The organism is Rhizobium metallidurans, assembly GCF_014196505.1.
Classification (GTDB): domain Bacteria; phylum Pseudomonadota; class Alphaproteobacteria; order Rhizobiales; family Rhizobiaceae; genus Rhizobium; species Rhizobium metallidurans.
On the sequence record NZ_JACIDW010000002.1, the window covers coordinates 231204 to 249616 of the forward strand.

15 protein-coding genes and 1 pseudogene are annotated in these 18413 nt (G+C 62.5%); 3 read left to right on the forward strand and 13 right to left on the reverse strand.

The features are described from left to right. The first annotated feature begins 119 nt into the window (after positions 1-119). Positions 120-590: a chemotaxis protein CheW gene (locus GGQ67_RS05045; protein ID WP_183899104.1), complete on the forward strand. Its 471-nt coding sequence runs from the start codon at positions 120-122 to the stop codon at positions 588-590. A gap of 90 nt (positions 591-680) precedes the next feature. Here GGQ67_RS05045 and GGQ67_RS05050 read toward each other — a convergent pair whose 3' ends face one another. From GGQ67_RS05050 to GGQ67_RS05110, 13 genes and pseudogenes are all read right to left on the reverse strand, one after another. Beyond that, positions 681-1550 carry an aldose 1-epimerase family protein gene (locus GGQ67_RS05050; protein ID WP_183899105.1) on the reverse strand — a complete coding sequence of 290 codons (870 nt, stop codon included), beginning with the start codon at positions 1548-1550 and terminating at the stop codon, positions 681-683. A gap of 116 nt (positions 1551-1666) precedes the next feature. Further along, positions 1667-2161: a CreA family protein gene (locus GGQ67_RS05055; protein WP_183899106.1), complete on the reverse strand. Its 495-nt coding sequence runs from the start codon at positions 2159-2161 to the stop codon at positions 1667-1669. A 160-nt stretch (positions 2162-2321) separates the two neighbouring features. Next, positions 2322-2912 (reverse strand): 3'-5' exonuclease, encoded by a 591-nt coding sequence (locus GGQ67_RS05060; RefSeq protein ID WP_183899107.1) that lies wholly within the window; start codon positions 2910-2912, stop codon positions 2322-2324. 90 nt (positions 2913-3002) lie between these two features. Next, positions 3003-3383 (reverse strand): helix-turn-helix domain-containing protein, encoded by a 381-nt coding sequence (locus tag GGQ67_RS05065; protein WP_183899108.1) that lies wholly within the window; start codon positions 3381-3383, stop codon positions 3003-3005. Beyond that, positions 3380-3679: a type II toxin-antitoxin system HigB family toxin gene (locus GGQ67_RS05070; RefSeq protein WP_183899398.1), complete on the reverse strand. Its 300-nt coding sequence runs from the start codon at positions 3677-3679 to the stop codon at positions 3380-3382. The genes GGQ67_RS05065 and GGQ67_RS05070 overlap by 4 nt, the downstream gene beginning before the upstream one ends. Before the next feature lie 46 nt (positions 3680-3725). Further along, a pseudogene (gene ligA / locus GGQ67_RS05075) lies at positions 3726-5927 on the reverse strand (NAD-dependent DNA ligase LigA); the annotation flags it as partial. A 440-nt stretch (positions 5928-6367) separates the two neighbouring features. Then, on the reverse strand, positions 6368-8041 hold the full coding sequence (gene recN, locus GGQ67_RS05080; RefSeq protein ID WP_183899110.1) for a DNA repair protein RecN: 1674 nt from the start codon (positions 8039-8041) through the stop codon (positions 6368-6370). A 5-nt stretch (positions 8042-8046) separates the two neighbouring features. Next, positions 8047-8913, reverse strand: coding sequence for an outer membrane protein assembly factor BamD (locus tag GGQ67_RS05085; protein ID WP_183899111.1), 867 nt, complete (start codon positions 8911-8913; stop codon positions 8047-8049). A 273-nt stretch (positions 8914-9186) separates the two neighbouring features. Beyond that, the gene (gene lpxC, locus GGQ67_RS05090; RefSeq protein ID WP_183899112.1) at positions 9187-10143 is read right to left on the reverse strand and encodes a UDP-3-O-acyl-N-acetylglucosamine deacetylase; all 957 of its coding nucleotides are present in this window, start codon (positions 10141-10143) and stop codon (positions 9187-9189) included. 288 nt (positions 10144-10431) lie between these two features. Continuing rightward, complete coding sequence (gene ftsZ / locus GGQ67_RS05095) at positions 10432-12153, reverse strand: cell division protein FtsZ (RefSeq protein WP_183899113.1); 1722 nt, start codon at positions 12151-12153, stop codon at positions 10432-10434. Positions 12154-12210: 57 nt separating this feature from the next. After that, entirely contained in the window at positions 12211-13542 is a 1332-nt protein-coding gene (gene ftsA, locus GGQ67_RS05100; protein ID WP_183899114.1) for a cell division protein FtsA, read from the reverse strand. After that, on the reverse strand, positions 13539-14471 hold the full coding sequence (locus tag GGQ67_RS05105) for a cell division protein FtsQ/DivIB (RefSeq protein ID WP_281393535.1): 933 nt from the start codon (positions 14469-14471) through the stop codon (positions 13539-13541). Before GGQ67_RS05105 ends, ftsA begins: the two co-directional genes overlap by 4 nt. Further along, positions 14459-15385, reverse strand: coding sequence for a D-alanine--D-alanine ligase (locus GGQ67_RS05110; RefSeq protein WP_183899399.1), 927 nt, complete (start codon positions 15383-15385; stop codon positions 14459-14461). The genes GGQ67_RS05105 and GGQ67_RS05110 overlap by 13 nt, the downstream gene beginning before the upstream one ends. A 496-nt stretch (positions 15386-15881) precedes the next feature. Between GGQ67_RS05110 and GGQ67_RS05115 the strand changes: the two genes are divergently transcribed. Together GGQ67_RS05115 and GGQ67_RS05120 are read left to right on the forward strand one after the other, a co-directional pair. Continuing rightward, complete coding sequence (locus GGQ67_RS05115) at positions 15882-17186, forward strand: MFS transporter (protein ID WP_183899116.1); 1305 nt, start codon at positions 15882-15884, stop codon at positions 17184-17186. Positions 17187-17304: 118 nt separating this feature from the next. Beyond that, positions 17305-18402, forward strand: coding sequence for a metallophosphoesterase (locus GGQ67_RS05120; RefSeq protein WP_183899117.1), 1098 nt, complete (start codon positions 17305-17307; stop codon positions 18400-18402). Positions 18403-18413: the final 11 nt, after the last annotated feature.

The window sequence follows — 18413 nt, forward strand, 5'->3', positions numbered from 1 at the left end:
GCATCCGACATCATTTTCCGCATGCGGCTTCACCGCCACGTCGCGGGCGCATTCAGCGGCGGCAGCGTCGCACGAGCCATGGCCGCTCCGGCCGGAGACAACTGGGAAGAATTTTGATCATGAATAGCACTGTCATCAATCAGGCCGGTTCTCATCTGGAGATCGTGTCCTTCCATCTCGGCGAGCAGGAATTCTGCATCGACATCATGGCGATCCGCGAAATCCGCGGCTGGGCGCCGGTGACGCCGATGCCGCACACGCCGCCCTACGTCCTCGGCCTGATCAACCTGCGCGGCGCCGTCATCCCCGTCATCGACATGGCCTGCCGCCTCGGCATGAAGATGACCGAGCCCTCCGAGCGCTCCGCCATCATCGTCACCGACATCGCCGGCAAGCTGGTCGGCCTGCTGGTCGAGCAGGTTTCCGACATGATGACCATCAAGAGCGAAGACCTGCAGCCGGCGCCGGAGATCATTCCGGAAGAGCAGCGCGCCTTCTGCCGCGGCATCGTGGCACTGGAAAAGACCATGGTCTGCTTCCTTAACCTCGACACCGTCATCGCCGACGAACTGGCCCGCGAAGCCGCCTGAGCCAGATCGAACGCTTCAATGCAAAACAGCCCGCGACGGCATCCGTCGCGGGCTGTTTTCATTCGAAGCAAGCAATGCCGCTCGCAAAGCCTAACCCGTGACCTCGACGGAAAACGCGAAGCGAGCCATCTTGCCCGCTTCGAGCGTCTGGCTGTAGGGACGCTCGGCAAGTTCCTTCGAGCCGCCGTTCTCGGCCGCCATGCCATGCCAGGGCTCGATGCAGATGAAGGGTGCGCCGGGCTTCTGCCAGAGCGCCAGATTGGGCAGGTTGTCGAAGGTGAAGTGCAGGGTCGGTCCACCCTCGGCACGATAGCGCAGCCCCTCGCCCGCTCCCTCCGGAAAGATCATCGCGTCCTCATCGAACATCGCATGATCGAGCACCAGCCGCCCGCCTTCGAACGGCGACGGATGCCTTTCAAGGGACAGCAGCCCGCCGGACAGGCGGATGAGCGCGGGCTCGGCCTTGTTATCGAGCGTGATCACATGATCGCTCCCCTCGGCCCCCGGCAGCGGCCACACGAAAGCCGGGTGGAAGCCGAGCCCGAAGGGCATCGGCCGCCGGTCGCGATTGCGCACCTCGGCGGCCACCGTCAAAGTCCGACCCTCGATACGGTGCTCCACATCAAGCACGAAATCGAACGGATAGACCGCCTTCGTCGCCTCGGACGCCGAAAGTTCGTAGCGGCACATCGTATCGCTGGACGCGGCAAGCGCGAACTCGGTGCGGCGGGCAAAGCCGTGCTGGTTCATCGGATAGCTATTGCCCTCGATCTCGACCGCATCGTCGGGCGCCTTGCCGACGATCGGAAACAGGATCGGCGACCGCCCGCCCCAGAAGGCCGCGTCGCCATTCCACAGCAGCGAACGGCCGTCGCTTGTACGAAGCGCCTGCATCTCGGCACCCAGCGACGATACGTCGACGCTCAGAAATTCGTTTGCTATCCGCGTGCTGCTCGCCATCGTCGGTCCTCTTGCACTTGATCTCCGGCGCGGACCTTACCCGCGCCGTCGGGCGATTGCCATATGGCGTGTAAAGACGAAGGCGGCATCGCCGAAAATCGCGCGCTGAGCCCGCCTTACTGCGGCTTGCCGTTCTTCCAGCTCACCGTCTGCCCGTAGAGCGACACGGTGGAGATCGCCATCTTCGCCGATCCGTTGGTGAGTTCGCGCGAATGCGCCAGATAGATCAGCGTGTCGTTCTGCTTGTCGTAGATGCGGGTGACGACGAGCTTCTTCCAGACCAGCGAGAGGCCCGACTTGAACACCTCGTCACCGCCCTTCGACAGGTCGATATCACCGATCTCGATCGGCCCCGTCTGCAGGCAGGAAATCGCGCTGTTCGAGGGGTCCTCGAACCAGTTGCCGTTCTTGACGCGATCGATGACGCTGCGATCGAAATAGCTCACATGGCAGGTGACGCCCTTCACCTCGGGATCGGCCACCGCATCGACGAGGATATCGTTGCCGATCCAGTCGACACCCACCTTGCCGACCGTCTCCGCCGACGCCGTGCCGGCGCAGACGCCTGCGAGAACGGCTGCGGAGAACACGAGATTGCGATATCTGGACATGGCGGTAATCCCCCTGCGGCGTTTCGATGTAGCGCGAGCTAAGATAGGCGGGGCTTGCCGCATGGCAAGAAACCCCATGCCCATGAATTGACCCAATGAATTGAGCCCATGAAGCGGAGCGCCACATGCCGGCGCACCACCAAGCAGGACGCCCGCGCCGCTAGCCCTTGCGGCAGGTGCAGGGCTCGTAGCCGCGCGATGTCAGCCGTCCCGGCTTCATGCCGATAAATTGAGGGATCGCATGCACGGCCGTCGCCCCCACATGCCGCGCCATGGCGATCGCCGCCTGCGCGCACACGGCGGCATCCTCGGCGGCATTGTGGTGCGCGAAGCGCAGGCCGAGATGCTCGGCCAGGATATTCAGCCGGTGCGAGAGGAAATGCGGCCAGATCCGCTGCGACATCTTCAGGCTGCAGAGATAGGTGAGCTCCGGATAGGCCTGTCGGTAGCCATCCAGGCAAGCGCGCCAGACGCTGAAGTCGAAGGAAGCATTGTGCGCGATCATCGTCGCGCCACGGAAGTCGTCGACGAACTCGTCCATCACTTCGGGGAATTCCGGCGCGTCCTCGACATGCTCCGGCCGGATGCCGTGGATGGCGATGTTCATGCCCGAAAACCGCATCTCCCGAGGACGGATCAACCGCTCCTCCACCCTTGTCACCACGCCATCCTCGATCCAGGCAAGCCCGACCGAACAGGCGCTGCCGCGCTGCTCGTTGGCGGTTTCGAAATCAATGGCGATGGTCTTCAAGGGGATGTCCGATTCTTTAATGTCGCAAAGACATACCGACGAGCGGCCGATGAGGCAAATGATGCCACTTATCCGCCGTCCACGCTCCGATCAGGCAACGGCGAGAGCATACGGGCGCGCAAGGTTCTCCGACGGCACGCCCCATGACTGGTTCAGCTTGAAGATCATCTCGACGGTCAGCGCGCGCTTGCGATTGAGGATTTCCGACGCCCGGGAACGAGAGCCGAGAACTTCGGCGAGATCAGCCTGATCGCGCCCCGTCATCTCCATGAAAGCCTGCAGAAAATCGATCGGCGGAATATCCAGCATCGGAAAATTCCGGTTCTCATAGGCTTCAATGAGATCAGCCAGAATGTCGAAACGATCCGCTTCCGGCGTTCCTGCGGCGGGTGGATTGGCGAAATAAGGTTCGATCTCGGCCGTTGCCCAGGCGAGATCGGCCTCGTTTCTAATGGGTCTGATAGCGCTCATCGTATCGTCTCCGGATCGATCCTGTCGTACTCGGCGTGCGTGCCGACGAATTTCACCAGCACCCGCTTGCGGCCATAGGCAACATGGACGACCAGCCGATACTTGTTGCCACCGATATCGAAGATCACCCTGTTGTCGCCAACAAAATCGACATTGGCTCCGAACATCGTCTTGATATCGGCCGGTCCCGACCACTGCGCCTTGATGACGGTCGCGTGCCATACGCCCAGCGGTATTCTCGCCTGCGGGTGGCGCTCCCAAAAGATACGAAGCGTGGACTTGGTGATCACCTGCACATGAAGACGATATTCCCAATTCGGGAACACGTCAACATTCCCATTCTCACCCGCCAATCAACGCCAGCCACTCGTCCTCGTCCATCGTCTGGACGCCGAGTTCCCTTGCCTTGTCGAGCTTCGATCCGGCGCCGGGGCCGGCGACCAGGATGTCGGTCTTCTTGGAGACCGAGCCGGCCACCTTGGCGCCGAGGCTTTCGGCGCGCGCCTTGGCCTCGTCGCGGGTGAATTTTTCCAGACTGCCGGTAAAGACGACGGTCTTGCCGGCGACGGGGCTGTCGGAGGCCGCGATCTGCTCGGCGGCCTGTGGCGTCACCTCGTCCAGCAGGCGGCCGACGACGTCGAGATTGCGCGGCTCCTTGTAGAACTCGACGATGGCGCGGGCGACGATCTCGCCGATGCCCTCGACATTGTTCAAATCCTGCCACGCATCACCGGCCAGTGACGACGCCTCTTTCATCGCGGCCTCGAAAGCCTCGTAGGTGCCATAGTGGCGGGCGAGCAGCTTGGCGGTGGTCTCGCCGACATGGCGGATTCCGAGCGCATAGATGAAGCGGTTGAGCGCGATCGAGCGGCGTTCGTCGATGGCGTCGAACAGCTTCTTGACGCTCACCTTGCCGAAGCCGTCGATATTCTCGAGCTTGGTCAGCGTCGACGCCTCCTGCCGCTTTTTCAGCGTGAAGATATCGGGCGCCGTGCGGATCTTCAGCGCATCGTCCTCGCTCTCGAAGAAGAAATCGACCTGCTTGGTGCCAAAACCCTCGATGTCGAAGGCATTGCGCGAGACGAAGTGCTTCAGATGCTCGGTCGCCTGCGCGCGGCAGACGAAGCCGCCAGTGCAGCGGGTGACGGAATCGAGCTTGCCGGTCTTCTCGTTGCGCTCCCGCACCGCATGCGACCCGCACACCGGACACGTCCTGGGAAACACATAGGCCTCCACCCCCGCCGGCCGCTTCTCCATCACCACGTCGAGCACCTGCGGAATGACATCCCCCGCCCGCTGCACGATGACGGTGTCGCCGATGCGGATATCGTGATCGTCCTCGCGGATGCGTTCGCCGGAATTGCCGATGCCCTTGATGTAATCCTCGTTGTGCAGCGTCGCATTGGTGACGACGACGCCGCCGACGGTGACGGGCGTCAGTCGCGCCACCGGCGTCAGCGCGCCGGTGCGGCCGACCTGGATGTCGATGTTCTCAACCGTCGTGAACGCCTGCTCGGCCGGGAACTTGTGTGCGGTCGCCCAGCGCGGGCTGCGCGAACGGAAGCCCAGGCGCTGCTGCAGGTCGAGCCGATCGACCTTGTAGACGACGCCGTCGATATCGTAGTCGAGGTCGGGGCGCTTCAGGCCGATCTCGCGGTAGTGGCCGAGGATATCCTCGATATTGCAAAGCCGCTTCATCAGCGGATTGACGGGAAAACCCCATTTGCCGAAGGTCTCGACCATGCCCATCTGCGTATCGGAGGGCATCTCGGAGATCTCGCCCCAGGCATAGGCGAAGAAGCGCAGCTTGCGGCTCTCCGTCACCTTGGCGTCGAGCTGGCGCAGCGACCCCGCCGCCGTGTTGCGCGGGTTGACGTAAGTCTGCTTGCCCTCGGCCTCCATCTGCGCGTTGAGGTCAAGGAAGTCGCTCTTGGCCATGTAGACCTCGCCGCGCACCTCGACGATATCGGGCGCATCCGCGGGCAGCGTCTTCGGGATCTGCTTGATGGTCCTGACATTGGCGGTGACGTTCTCGCCCGTCGTGCCGTCGCCGCGGGTCGCGGCGCTCACCAGCTTGCGGTTTTCGTAGCGGATCGACATCGACAGGCCATCGATCTTCGGCTCGGCTGTGAACGCGATGGAGCCGTCGGGCAACTGGCCGAGGAAGCGATAGACCGAGCCGATGAAATCCTGCACGTCCTCGTCGGAAAACGTGTTGTCGAGCGACAGCATCGGCCGCGAATGGGTGATCGGCGCGAAGGTGGGCAGCGGCGCCGCGCCGACGTCGTTCTCAAGACCGTCCTCTAGATCAGTGGACTCCTCGCCTGCGATAAAAATATCTTTGTAAAAGCGCTTCAGAAGATCAAACGTAGAATCAGCAACAATTGGCCTATCGTAGCGATGATACATCTGATCGGAGAATTTTAGGTACTTGCTAAAATTTTCTATAACCCCTTGTAAATTAGGGCGATTTCTCCGAAAAAAATCACTAGAAATCACATTCTTATTATTGGCCACATCATGAAGCGACGAGCTTGCTAGCGAGTACATGGTTTCAATCGCACACCGCCCACCAGAAAAATACATTTGGCGGAGAGCGTCTTGAAAAGACGGCTTATTAAGCTCAGGCGCAATTACTAGATAAAAATCAGAGATGTCATTTATCTTGTTAAAGATACTGGAAAATCCATTTGTTTTCCCTGCTTCGTACTCCGATTTCAATATGACGCTGTAAGGGAGAAATTTGTCTCTCTCGAATTCGACAGTTTCTGCCGGGAATTTTCCAAGAATCTCCGCAATGCCTCGTTTACGCTCGTCATATTCGACGTCCGGAGAGGCTTCATCATTCGATAACTCAGCGACGAGGTGTTTGACTGCGCTGAGCGCTTGTTGACCATTCAGATTTTCAACGTCAAGAGCTGCCGACATCACTCGCTCCAATAAGCCATTATATCGATATACGCTATTTCAGTCAGGCCCGCGACCTACTCGCCCGCCGTCAACAACCGCTTGGCGGCCGCCCTCGCCTCTTCCGTCACCGAAGCGCCGGCCAGCATGCGGGCGATCTCTTCGGTGCGGTCGTGCGGCTCCATCGTCGCCACGCGGGTGGCGATCTTTTCGGATCCCTCCGAAGCCGGTCCCTTGGAGATCAGGAGATGCGTCGCCGCCCGTGCCGCCACCTGCGGCGCGTGGGTGACGGACAGCACCTGCACCTTGGCCGACAGCCGCTTCAGCCGCTGGCCGATCGCATCGGCGACGGCACCGCCGACGCCGGTGTCGATTTCGTCGAAGACAAGCGTCGGCGCCGAGCCGCGATCGGCAAGCGCCACCTTGAGCGCCAGAAGAAAGCGCGACAGCTCGCCGCCCGACGCCACCTTCATGATCGAGCCCGGGCGCGTGCCCGGATTGGTCTGGACGTGGAATTCGACGACGTCGATCCCCTCGGCCGCAGCTTCCTCGGGATTGGAGGCGATCTCCACCATGAAGCGGGCGCGCTCGAGCTTCAGCGCCGGCAGTTCCGCCATCACGGCTTCGGCGAGCGCTTCGCCGGCCTGGTGACGCTTGGCCGAAACCACCTGCGCCGCCGCATCGTAAGCGATTTTCGCGACGCCGACCTCGGCCTCGAGCCTGGCAAGCTTCTCCTCGCCGGCATCGAGATCGGCAAGGTCGTTGCTCATGCGGATCGCCAGCGCCGGCAGCTCGGTCACCGGCACCGAATATTTGCGCGAGGCGCCGCGCAGCGCGAAAAGCCGCTCCTCGACGCGCTCCAGTTCCTTGGGATCGTATTCCGTCTTGCGCAGTGCGGCTTCGACTTCCATCTGCGCGTTGGACAGCTGGTCCAGTGCCGCGTCGAGCAGCGCCACGGTATCCTCCAGCAGCCCCGGCGCCTCATGGCTCTTGCGCTCCAGACGGCGCACCAGCGAGGCGATATGGGGCACGGGAGAGGCATTGCCGTTGAGGAATTCGGAGGCCTCGGCGATATCGCCGGCGATCCGCTCCGCCTTCATCATCTTCTGGCGGCGTTCGGCGAGTTCGTCCTCCTCGCCGTCCTGCGGCGCGAGCTTGTCGAGTTCCTCCACCGACGAGCGGATGTAATCCGCCTCGCGCGCGGCCGCCTCGACCTTCTCGCGGTGCTTCTTCAGCGTCCGCTCGCTGTCGCGCCAGACGCGATAGAGCTGCGAAACGCCGGCCACCTCGTCGGCGATGCCGGCGAATGCGTCGAGCAGGATACGGTGGGCGTGGGTGTCGACCAGCGCGCGGTCGTCGTGCTGTCCGTGGATCTCGACCAGCATCTGTCCGGCCTGGCGCATCAGCTGCACGCTGAGCGGCTGGTCGTTGACATAGGCCTTGGTGCGGCCGTCGGCGCTCTGCACGCGGCGGAAGATCAGGTCGCCATCGTCGTCGATGCCGTTGTCGCGCAGCAGCGCGCGCGCCCGGTGGTCGGGGCCGACGTCGAAGACGGCGGTCACCTGCCCCTTGTCCTCGCCGTGGCGGACAAGGCCGCCGTCGCCGCGCCCGCCAAGGGCGAGCGACAGGCTGTCGAGCAGGATGGATTTGCCGGCGCCCGTCTCACCCGTCAGAACGGAAAGACCGGCCTCGAAGGCAAGATCCAGCCGCTCGATCAGGACGATATCGCGGATCGAAAGCTGGATCAGCATCGGCTTTAGGTACCGAGGAGTTTCTTGCTGGCTTGCGAAATCCACGAGCCCTGATTCTCACGCGGCTCCGCGCCGTTGCTCTTCAGCAGCTTGTAGGAATCCGCGTACCACTGGCTGTCGGGATAGTTGCGGCCGAGAACGGCAGCGGCCGTCTGGGCCTCTTCCACGATACCCATCGCGTAATAGGCTTCGACCAGGCGGGCGAGCGCTTCCTCGATCTGGTTCGTGTTCGGATACTTCTCGACGACAATGCGGAAGCGCGAAATGGCGGCAAGGTATTCCTTGCGCTCCATGTAGTAGCGGCCGATCTGCATTTCCTTGCCGGCCAGCTGGTCGCGCGCGAAGCGGATCTTCGCCTGCGCGTCGTCGACATATTCGGAATCGGGATAGTTGTCGATCACGGCCTGCATGGCGTCGATGGTTCGCGACGCGGCGCGCTGGTCCTGGGTCACGTCGACGATCTGCTTGGAATAGCTGAGGCCGATCAGGTACTGCACGTAGGCGGCGTCCTTCGACTTCGGATACTGCGCCATGTAGCGGTTGCCCGAAGCCAGCGCCTCGTCGAGGCGGCCCTGCCGATACTTCACGAAGGTGCTCATCACCAGACCCTTGCGGGCCCATTCCGAGAACGGGTTGTCGCGGTCGATCGAATCGAACTTGCGCGCGGCTTCCGCCATGTTGCCGGCCTTCATGTTGGCCAGACCCTGACTGTAGAGAACATCAGGCGGATCGCTCTGCAGGCCGAGCTTGGTGATATCGATATCGGGGTCCGACTGGCATCCGGAAATCAAGGCACTTGCGCTCAGCACCAGGAGCGATGCGAACAAAGCACGCGCTGTCTTCATCATACTTTCAGACCCTGCATAACCCATCGGAACATCCCAAAAGCCGCCATCCCTCAACGGCAGCCACGCCTCGCAGGCGTTTCTAGCCACAAATGCATGGCCAGAGCAACGCATTGATGATGCATTAACGCATTTTTGTGGCGGCCCTGCCCATAATCGTCTGTTTTCTCCGGATAATCCCCGACTTTGCACGGCTAAATACCTGCCGCGAAAGCTCAATCGGGAATCACGGCTGCCTGCTGCACATAAAGAAACCGCCTCCCGAAGGAGGCGGCCCTGGCCTAAGGAATGCGACGGAGGTCAAGCCGACCAGGGAGCAAATTCAGGAGCGTTGACGCGGATGAAATCGCGCGGCGCGACGCGCTGGCGCGGTGCCGAGGTCTCGACGACTTCATAAGCGCTGGAATCGCTGAGCAGCGCCTTCAGCGCGTTGGCGTTCATCTTGTGGCCGCCGCGATAGGAGCGGTAGCAGCCGATGAAGGGAGCACCGGCAAGCGCCAGGTCGCCGACAGCGTCGAGCGTCTTGTGACGCACGAACTCGTCCTTGGCGTAGCGCAGGCCCTCGACGTTGATGACCGTGTGGTCGTCGGAGATGACGACCGAGTTTTCCAGCGACGAACCGAGCGCGTGGCCCGAAGCCCACAGACGCTCGACGTCACGCATGAAGCCGAAGGTGCGGGCGCGCGACAGTTCCGACTTGAAGGTGGCGGCGGTCATGTCGCCTTCCCACTTCTGGCGGCCGATCAGCGGCGTGTCGAAATCGATCTCGACCTCGAAGCGCATGCCGTCATAGGGGCGAAACTCGCTCCACGAACCGCCGTGCTCGATACGAACCGGCTTGGTGATGCGAATGTAGCGGCGCTTGACGCCGAGGGATACCAGACCCACCTGCTCGATCGCCTCGATGAACGGCATCGAGCTGCCGTCCATGATCGGCATTTCGGCGCCGTCGACTTCGATGACGACGTTGTCGAGGCCAAGCGCGTAGACCGCGGCCATCACATGTTCGACCGTCGCGACGGAGCGCGCCGGGGAAAAGCCGAGAACGGTGCACAGGTCGGTATTGCCAACCTGGGAGGAAACAGCGCGAAGCTCGGTGACTTCGCCGTTGTCATGCATGCGATTGAATACGACACCAGTGTCGGCTTCTGCTGGGTTGAAGGTAATCGAAACGTCGGCACCCGAATGAACGCCGATCCCCGAAAGGGTGACCGGGCGCGATACCGTCGTTTGAAAACCCAACATGCCAATAACCATTAATCTTGCCTTTATTATCCCTGACGATCCGCCGCGACCCGTATGTCGAAACTCATTCGCCAAGTCTTATTTCCTCCGTCGCGATGCTGCGTCAAGGCGCGGTCGGACGGTTTTCCAGCCCATACATACGTGTGCCCGCGCCGCAATCCAAATCACTGTTTCTTTCGCATTGTTACGAAAGCATGCATTTGAAATCACAAGGCAATCAGGCGCAAATCGGAGTGCCCGATACAACAATGCCCGGGAGCGAACTCCCGGGCTGATTCGTGGCGATTCCAGGCGTCCTTATCAGTTCGACTGGCGGCGAAGGAAGGCCGGAATTTCGAGCTGGTCGTCTTCCTGCATCATGCGGGCCTGCGGTACGGCACGGCCCTGATCGTCCAGGTTTCCGCGACGCGGGGCGTAGAGGCTTGCTTCCGGAGACAGCGGGCGGCGCTGCTGCGAGGACGCTGCCGGAGCCGACGTCATCTCGGGCGCGACTTCCTCTTCGCGGCGACCGAGCGAGTTGGTGATCCGCTTCAGGAGGCCCATCGGGCCGCGCTCTTCATGCGCATGCGACACCGGTGCCGGCTGCGAACGATGATCGATCTCGGCCTGAACGACCGGCGGGAAATCCTCGACCTTCGGCATGCGGACCGGCTGCTGCTGCATGACAGGAGCAGGCTGCTGCATGACAGGCGCCGGCTGATGCATCACGGGCTGCGGAGCCGGCTGGTGCATCACGGGTGCCTGCTGCTGGATCGGAGCCTGGCGGATGACCGGTGCGGCTTCAGGAGCTGCGAAGATCTTGCTCTGCGGGCGGAAGGCTTCCTGCGGAGCAGGCTGCTGGTGAACCGGGGCAGCCGCGCGCGGAGCGTGGATGTCGAGTTCGCGTTCCATTTCGGCTTCGGCCATGCGGATGGTCTGCGCGATCTGGTCGGCCTTCGGTGCCTGCTGCATGACAGGGGCAGGCTGGACTGCGGCCGGAGCCGGAGCAACGGCCGCCGAAGGACGGATAATCTGCTTCTGGACCGGCTGGAAGCCCTTGCCGGCGTCCTGGTTCATCGCGCGGTCGATGCCGGTGGCGACGACGGAAACGCGGATGATGCCTTCAAGCGATTCGTCGAAGGTCGCGCCGAGGATGATGTTCGCATCCGGATCGACTTCCTCGCGGATACGGGTCGCGGCTTCGTCGACTTCGAACAGCGTCAGGTCGCGACCACCAGTGATGGAGATCAGCAGGCCCTGTGCGCCCTTCATCGAGGTTTCGTCGAGCAGCGGGTTGGCGATCGCGGCTTCCGCAGCCTGCATCGCGCGGCCCTGGCCCGAAGCCTCGCCGGTACCCATCATCGCGCGGCCCATTTCGCGCATGACCGAACGGACGTCGGCGAAGTCGAGGTTGATGAGACCTTCCTTCACCATCAGGTCGGTGATGCAGGCAACGCCCGAGTAGAGAACCTGGTCGGCCATCGCGAAGGCGTCGGCGAAGGTCGTCTTGTCGTTCGCGATACGGAACAGGTTCTGGTTCGGGATGACGATCAGCGTGTCGACCGACTTCTGCAGTTCCTGGATACCCGCTTCGGCCAGACGCATGCGGCGACCGCCTTCGAAGTGGAACGGCTTGGTCACGACGCCGACCGTCAGGATGCCCTTGTTGCGGGCAGCCTGGGCAACGACGGGAGCCGCACCGGTGCCGGTGCCGCCGCCCATGCCGGCGGTGACGAAGCACATGTGGGTGCCGTTCAGGTGATCGACGATTTCGTCGATGCATTCTTCAGCGGCTGCACGACCGACTTCCGGCTGCGAACCCGCGCCGAGACCTTCGGTGACGCTGGCGCCGAGCTGGATGATGCGCTCCGCCTTGGTCATCGTCAGTGCCTGGGCATCCGTGTTGGCGACGACGAAGTCGACGCCCTGGAGGCCGGCGGAGATCATGTTGTTGACAGCGTTGCCACCGCCACCGCCGACGCCGAACACGGTGATGCGCGGCTTCAGCTCAGTGATATCTGGCGTATGCAGCTTGATAGTCATGGTACCCGTTCCTTCTCTTTATGGCCGCATCGCCACGCCGGCCAATTCACTCAATTTCTAGAAGCTTTCCTTCAGCCACTGGCCCATCCGGGCGAAGCGGCTGCTATTTCCGCCAAGCGACATGAGCAGACCGCTCTGTGACGCATGTGTTTCCTGATCCGCGACCTGCGGATAGATCATCAGGCCGACCGCCGTCGAAAACGCCGGCCCCTTGGCTGCCGTCGGCAGCCCAGAGACGCCCATCGGGCGGCCGATACGGACGTTGCGGGCAAGGATCTTGCGGGCAACGTCGGCAAGGCCGGTCAGCTGGCTTGCGCCGCCTGTCAGCACGACGCGCTTGCCGACGATCGGGCTGAAGCCCGAGCGCTGGATGCGGTCGCGAATGAGTTCCATCGTCTCCTCGATGCGGGCGCTGACGATCCGCGACACCAGTGCGCGCGGCACCTGCGTCGGCAGATCGCGGTCGTCCTCGCCGATCGGCGGGATCGAGATCAGCTCGCGTTCGTCGGAGGAATTCGGCATGGCCGAGGCATGAACCACCTTCAGACGCTCGGCGTCCTCGATGCGGGTCGACAGGCCACGCGCCAGATCGGTGGTGACATGATGACCGCCGAGACCGACGGCATCCGTGTGCACCAGCTTGCCCTCGGCGAAAACCGAGATCGTCGTCGTGCCGCCGCCCATGTCGATCGCGGCACATCCGAGTTCGACTTCGTCGTCGACCAGGGCGGCAAGACCGGACGCGTATGGCGTCGCCACGATGCCCTCGACGGACAGATGCGCGCGGTTGACGCTGAGTTCGAGGTTCTTGAGAGCCGTGCGCTCGGCGGTCACGACATGCATGTCGACGCCGAGAACGTCACCGTACATCGACAGCGGATCGCGGATGCCGCGTTCGCCATCGAGCGAGAAACCGGTGGCCAGCGAATGCAGCACGGCGCGATCCTGGCGCAGCGACTGCTGGCAGGCCGCCGCCAGAACCTTCTTCAGATCGTTGAGTTCGACTTCCTGGCCGCCGAGATCGATGGTGGCGGTGTAGATGTCGCTGGTGAGGCGTCCGGCCGTCAGGTTGACGATCAGGCTCTCGACGGTGAGGCCAGCCATGCGCTCGGCGGCGTCGACCGCCAGGCGGATGACGCTCTCGAGCGCATCGAGATCCGAGATCGCGCCGGTCTTGATACCGCGCGAACGCTGATGGCCGATGCCGATGATTTCGATGTTGTGCGTGCGACCGGGGAGAATCTGGCTCTCCTCGCGCGGCGTCAGCCGGCCGATCATGCAGACGACTTTCGTCGAACCGATGTCGAGGACGGAGACGACATGCGACCGCTTCGAAGAAAGCGGCTTCAGGCGCGGCAATCCAAAATGGGACGAACCGAACAAGCTCATATATTCTGCCCCGCCTTCTTCAAATCCTTGGTGCGCTGATCAAGAACAAGCTGACGGCGCTCCATGGCTTCGGGCGTCAGTTGAATGGCAGTACGATCGGCAAGACGCAGATCGACAGCCGCGATATCGCGATCGAGAAGAGCCTGATCGCTGTTGAATTTCGAAAGGCGCGCCAGCGCCTGATCGACATCGTCCTCAGGCAACTTGACGACGACGCCATTGTCCATGTGCAGATCCCAGCGACGGCCGGAGACCCAGACATAGGCCTTCACGCGCGACTTGATGTCGGGCCACTTGGAAAACGCATCGTCGAGCGAGGCGGCAGCCACCTCGGCGCCGCGACCGACGACCAGAGGAAGCTGCGAAAACTTGTTGTCGCGAAGCGGCGCGATGACCGCCCCGCCCTTTTCGATCAGCGAAAGCTCGGTGCCATGCTGCCAGATGGCAAAGGCCTTGCGCTCCTTGAGCTTCACTTCGATGGTTTTCGGATAGACCTTGCGGACCTCGACGCTTTCGACCCAGGGAAGCTTCGCGATCTTCTGGCGCGCCGCATCCACGTCGAGCGCCACGAGCGACGTCGTGCCGTCGAGACCGATCAGCTGCAGGATGTCGATTTCGGAAGTCTCGGAATTGCCGGACACCTTCACATCCTCGACGGCGAAGCCTGCCGCGGCCGTCGTCGCCTGCGCGACCACCTCGGTGTGACCGCCGAGAGACATGCCGTAAAAGCCCGTCGCCGCGAAGAAAACCAGCGCCGACACCGTACCCGTATGAGAAGGAATGTAGATGCGGCCGCTGCCGAGGCTGACCAGGAAGCGGACGACGCGGCGCAGCGGCCGCGGCAGCACGATCCGCCCGTCGCCTTCCGCATAGGAAGTCTCGGCTTGATGGCTTGGGCGCCCCATCCTTTTGACCGTTACCGAGAACAAGAAGCGTCCTCCACCATCCAACGAAGAAATTCACCAAACGAGTAGCCGGCATGACCGGCCATTTCGGGCACAAGCGATGTTGGAGTCATGCCTGGCTGGGTATTGATTTCCAGCCAGATGATTTCGCCGTCTTCGGAGAAGCGATCGTCATACCGAAAATCCGACCGACTCACTCCACGGCAACCAATTGCTTGATGCGCCCTTAATGACAATGATTGTATTTTTTGGTAAATATTCGGTGAAATTTTCGCCGGAATGACGTGTTTCGAGCCACCCGCCACATACTTGGAATCATAGTCGTAGAAGCTGTGACCCTGCGGAACGATCTCGGTAACACCCAGCACAGCGTCGCCCATGACGCCGCAGGTCAGCTCGCGTCCGTGGATGTAACGCTCGACGAGAACCTCCTCGCCATACCGCCATTCGGACGAGCCGATGATCTGCGGCGGACGCGACTGATCCTCCTGAACGATGACGACACCGAAGCTCGACCCCTCGCGCACCGGCTTCACCACATAGGGCGGCTTCATCGGATGCTCGGCGGGGAAAGAAAAGCGGTTGATCACCTGCGACGCGGCGACCGGAATGCCGGCCGCGGCCGCGACGCTCTTCGCCTTGCTCTTGTCCATGGCAAGCGCGGAGGCCAGAACGCCGGAATGGGTGTAGGGAATTTCGAGATATTCGAGGATGCCCTGGATCAGCCCGTCCTCGCCGAACGGCCCATGCAGGGCGTTGAACGCCACGTCGGGCCTGAGCGCCGAGAGCTTGGCGGACACGTCGCGATCGACGTCGATACGGGTAACCTGAAAGCCTTCGGCCTCGAGAGCATCCGCGCACGCCGCCCCGGACGAAAGGCTGACAGGCCTCTCCGAGGAAAATCCGCCCATAAGGACAGCGACATGCTTGCGACTCATAGATACCCCCAAAATAATCCGTACTCTGCATTCCAAGACTTGCACCAAGCTGGCTTTCTTCCGAATCTGGCTTGCCCGGCGCACATGTATTAGAGCGCCATTATGGTTAACGAAGCGTTTACTTTCGTTAACTTCCTGGCCGGCCGGTCATGAATTGGGACGGTCGGAAACCGTTGGCGGAAGGCGAAAACCCCGCAACGCCAAGCGTTACCGCCGAAATGTCAAAGCGAAACAAAAAGTTTAAGCCCCGGCGCCAAACCGGGATCGGCCGCCGGTCGCCACCGGACCGGAGCGGCGCGCATTCGTCCTTCCATCGCGTCCGCCGAAGGCACAAAGGCGGGCTTCGGCGCGATCGGCCGCCAGGCTTTCCGCCCAGGAAAGGAAGCGCACTAGTTTTTGTCGGTTTGTTGCGCGATTGGCATTTGCGCCGACTTAAAATTGCGTTATGAGCCCGTGGCCTCGAAGAGGCGAATACCTGATCCCGATTGGAATAAAAATGTCAGACGCGATATCAAAAGTATCGCCGACCTCCGCTTCATCGAACAATGCGCAGCTCAACTCGCCGGCGCGCGTTCTGATCGCAAGCGTCGTCGGCACCACCATCGAATTCTTCGACTTCTACGTATACGCGACGGCCGCCGTGCTGGTCTTCCCGACGCTGTTCTTCCCGAACAGCGATCCGACCACCGCGCTGCTCGCCTCCTTCGCGACCTTCTCGATCGCCTTCTTCGCCCGCCCGCTCGGCGCCGTGGTCTTCGGCCACTTCGGCGACAGGGTCGGCCGCAAGACGACGCTGGTCGCGGCACTGCTGACGATGGGTATCTCCACCGTCATCATCGGCCTGCTGCCCTCCTATGAAACGATCGGCGTTCTGGCACCCCTGCTGCTGGCGATCTGCCGTTTCGGCCAGGGCTTCGGCCTCGGCGGCGAATGGGGCGGCGCGGTGCTGCTGGCGACCGAAAACGCGCCCGAGGGCAAGCGCAGCTGGTATGGCATGTTCCCGCAGCTCGGCGCACCGCTCGGTCTCTTCCTGTCCTCGGGCATTTTCTGGCTGCTGCTGCAGTTCATGCCGCAGGAACAGTTGCTGGCCTGGGGCTGGCGCGTTCCCTTCATCGCCTCGATCGTCCTGATCGTCATCGGCCTTTGGGTTCGCCTGTCGATCACCGAAACGCCGGCTTTCCAGAAGGCCATCGACAAGCAGGAACGCGTCGCCGTTCCGGTTGCCGAACTCTTCCGCAAGCACAAGCGCAGCCTGTTCCTCGGCACCTTCGTGGCGCTCGCGACCTTCGTGCTGTTCTACATCGGCTCGGCCTATCTGCTCTCCTACAACGTCAAGGTCCTGAAGATCCCGTTCCTCGACGCGCTCGAGATCCAGATCGTCGGCTCCATCTCCTTCGGCATCTTCATCCCGATCGTCGGCAAGCTCGCCGAGCGTTTCGGCCGCCGCGAGATGCTGATCCTGACCACCGTGCTGATCGGCCTTTTCTCCTTCCTCCTGCCCGGCCTGATGTCTGGCGGCGAAGGCAGCATCCTGGTCTTCGCGATCGTCGCCATGGCGCTGATGGGCATGACCTACGGCCTGATCGGAACGGCGCTCGCCGCCCCCTTCCCGACCGCCGTGCGCTACACCGGCTCGTCGATCACCTTTAACCTCGCCGGCATCTTCGGCGCGTCTCTCGCGCCCTACATCGCCACCTGGCTGCAGGCGAACTACGGCATGCTCTATGTCGGCTTCTATCTCGGCCTTTCGGCCGTCATCACGCTGATCTGCATCCTGGCCTCGGGCCGCGACGAAGTCTGATCGAGGCGTTCATCGCCAATCGAGGGCCGCGATGGGAAACCGTCGCGGCCTTTTTCGTTCTTGTCTGTTAACGCCCCGCCTCTATTCTCGACACGGGCAACGGGCCGGGGAGAGACGCGTGCTGACAAGACGATCGCTGCTGACGCATGGCCTTGGCGCCGGCCTGTCGCTGGGCCTGCCGCCGCTCGCCCGCGCCGCCGGCATCCCCGATATCGACGTCACCTTCCTCGTCATCAACGACATACATGCCTGCCGCATCGGCGACGGCCTCAGCCCGAACTGCCAGGACGAGGGCAAGACCGACACCAACCTCCTGCGCCACATCAGGGCGCTCAACAACATCCACCGCCAGACCTGGCCCGGGGAGATCGACGGCAAGCCCACCGGCTTCGCGCTGTCGGGCGAGCGCATCGCCAGACCGCAGGGCGTCATCGTCTGCGGCGATGTCACCGATGACGGCGGCGGCCAGATGGCGGAGGTCGCGGAAGGCTCGCAGCTCCTGCAGTTCTCGCATCGCTACCAGCAGGGCCCGGGCCCGGACCGTATCCACTTCCCCGTCTATGTCGGCCTCGGCAATCACGATCTCGACCAGGACGGACGTCCCCCGCAGGTGGACTGGTACCGCGACGAACTGCGCGACTACGTGCAGATGAACCACAAGCCGAGCGTCTTCTTCAAGCCGGTCGTGCCCGTCGACAATTACGACGAGGCCTCCGACAACTACTCCTGGAACTGGGGCGGGCTGCACCTCATCCAGGCGCAGCGCTATGGCGGCGACAGCACCCGGGGAACGGCAAGCAGCCTCGACTGGATGAAGCGCGACCTCGCCGCCTACGCCAAGGACGGCCGCCCGGTCGTGATCTTCCAGCACTATGGATGGGACAGCTTCTCGCGCGAGCGCTGGGACCCCGAAAAGAGCACCTTCACCATCGAGGGCAGCGGCGCGCCGCACTGGTGGGGTGAATCAGAACGTCAGCAATTGCTCGCAACCCTTCAGGGTTACAACGTAATCGGCATTTTCCACGGCCATGAGCACGATACGCCCGCGGCCTACAAGGCCGGCGGCATCGACGTCTTCAAGGCGCGCGCCGCCTTCATGGGCGGCTTCGGCCTCGTGCGCATCAAGGGGAATACGATGGATGTGGCGATCGGCGACGCCACCGACGGTGTCGGCGGGGTGACCTTCACCACCGCCTTCACCAAACGTTTCGGCTAGGGCATGTCGGC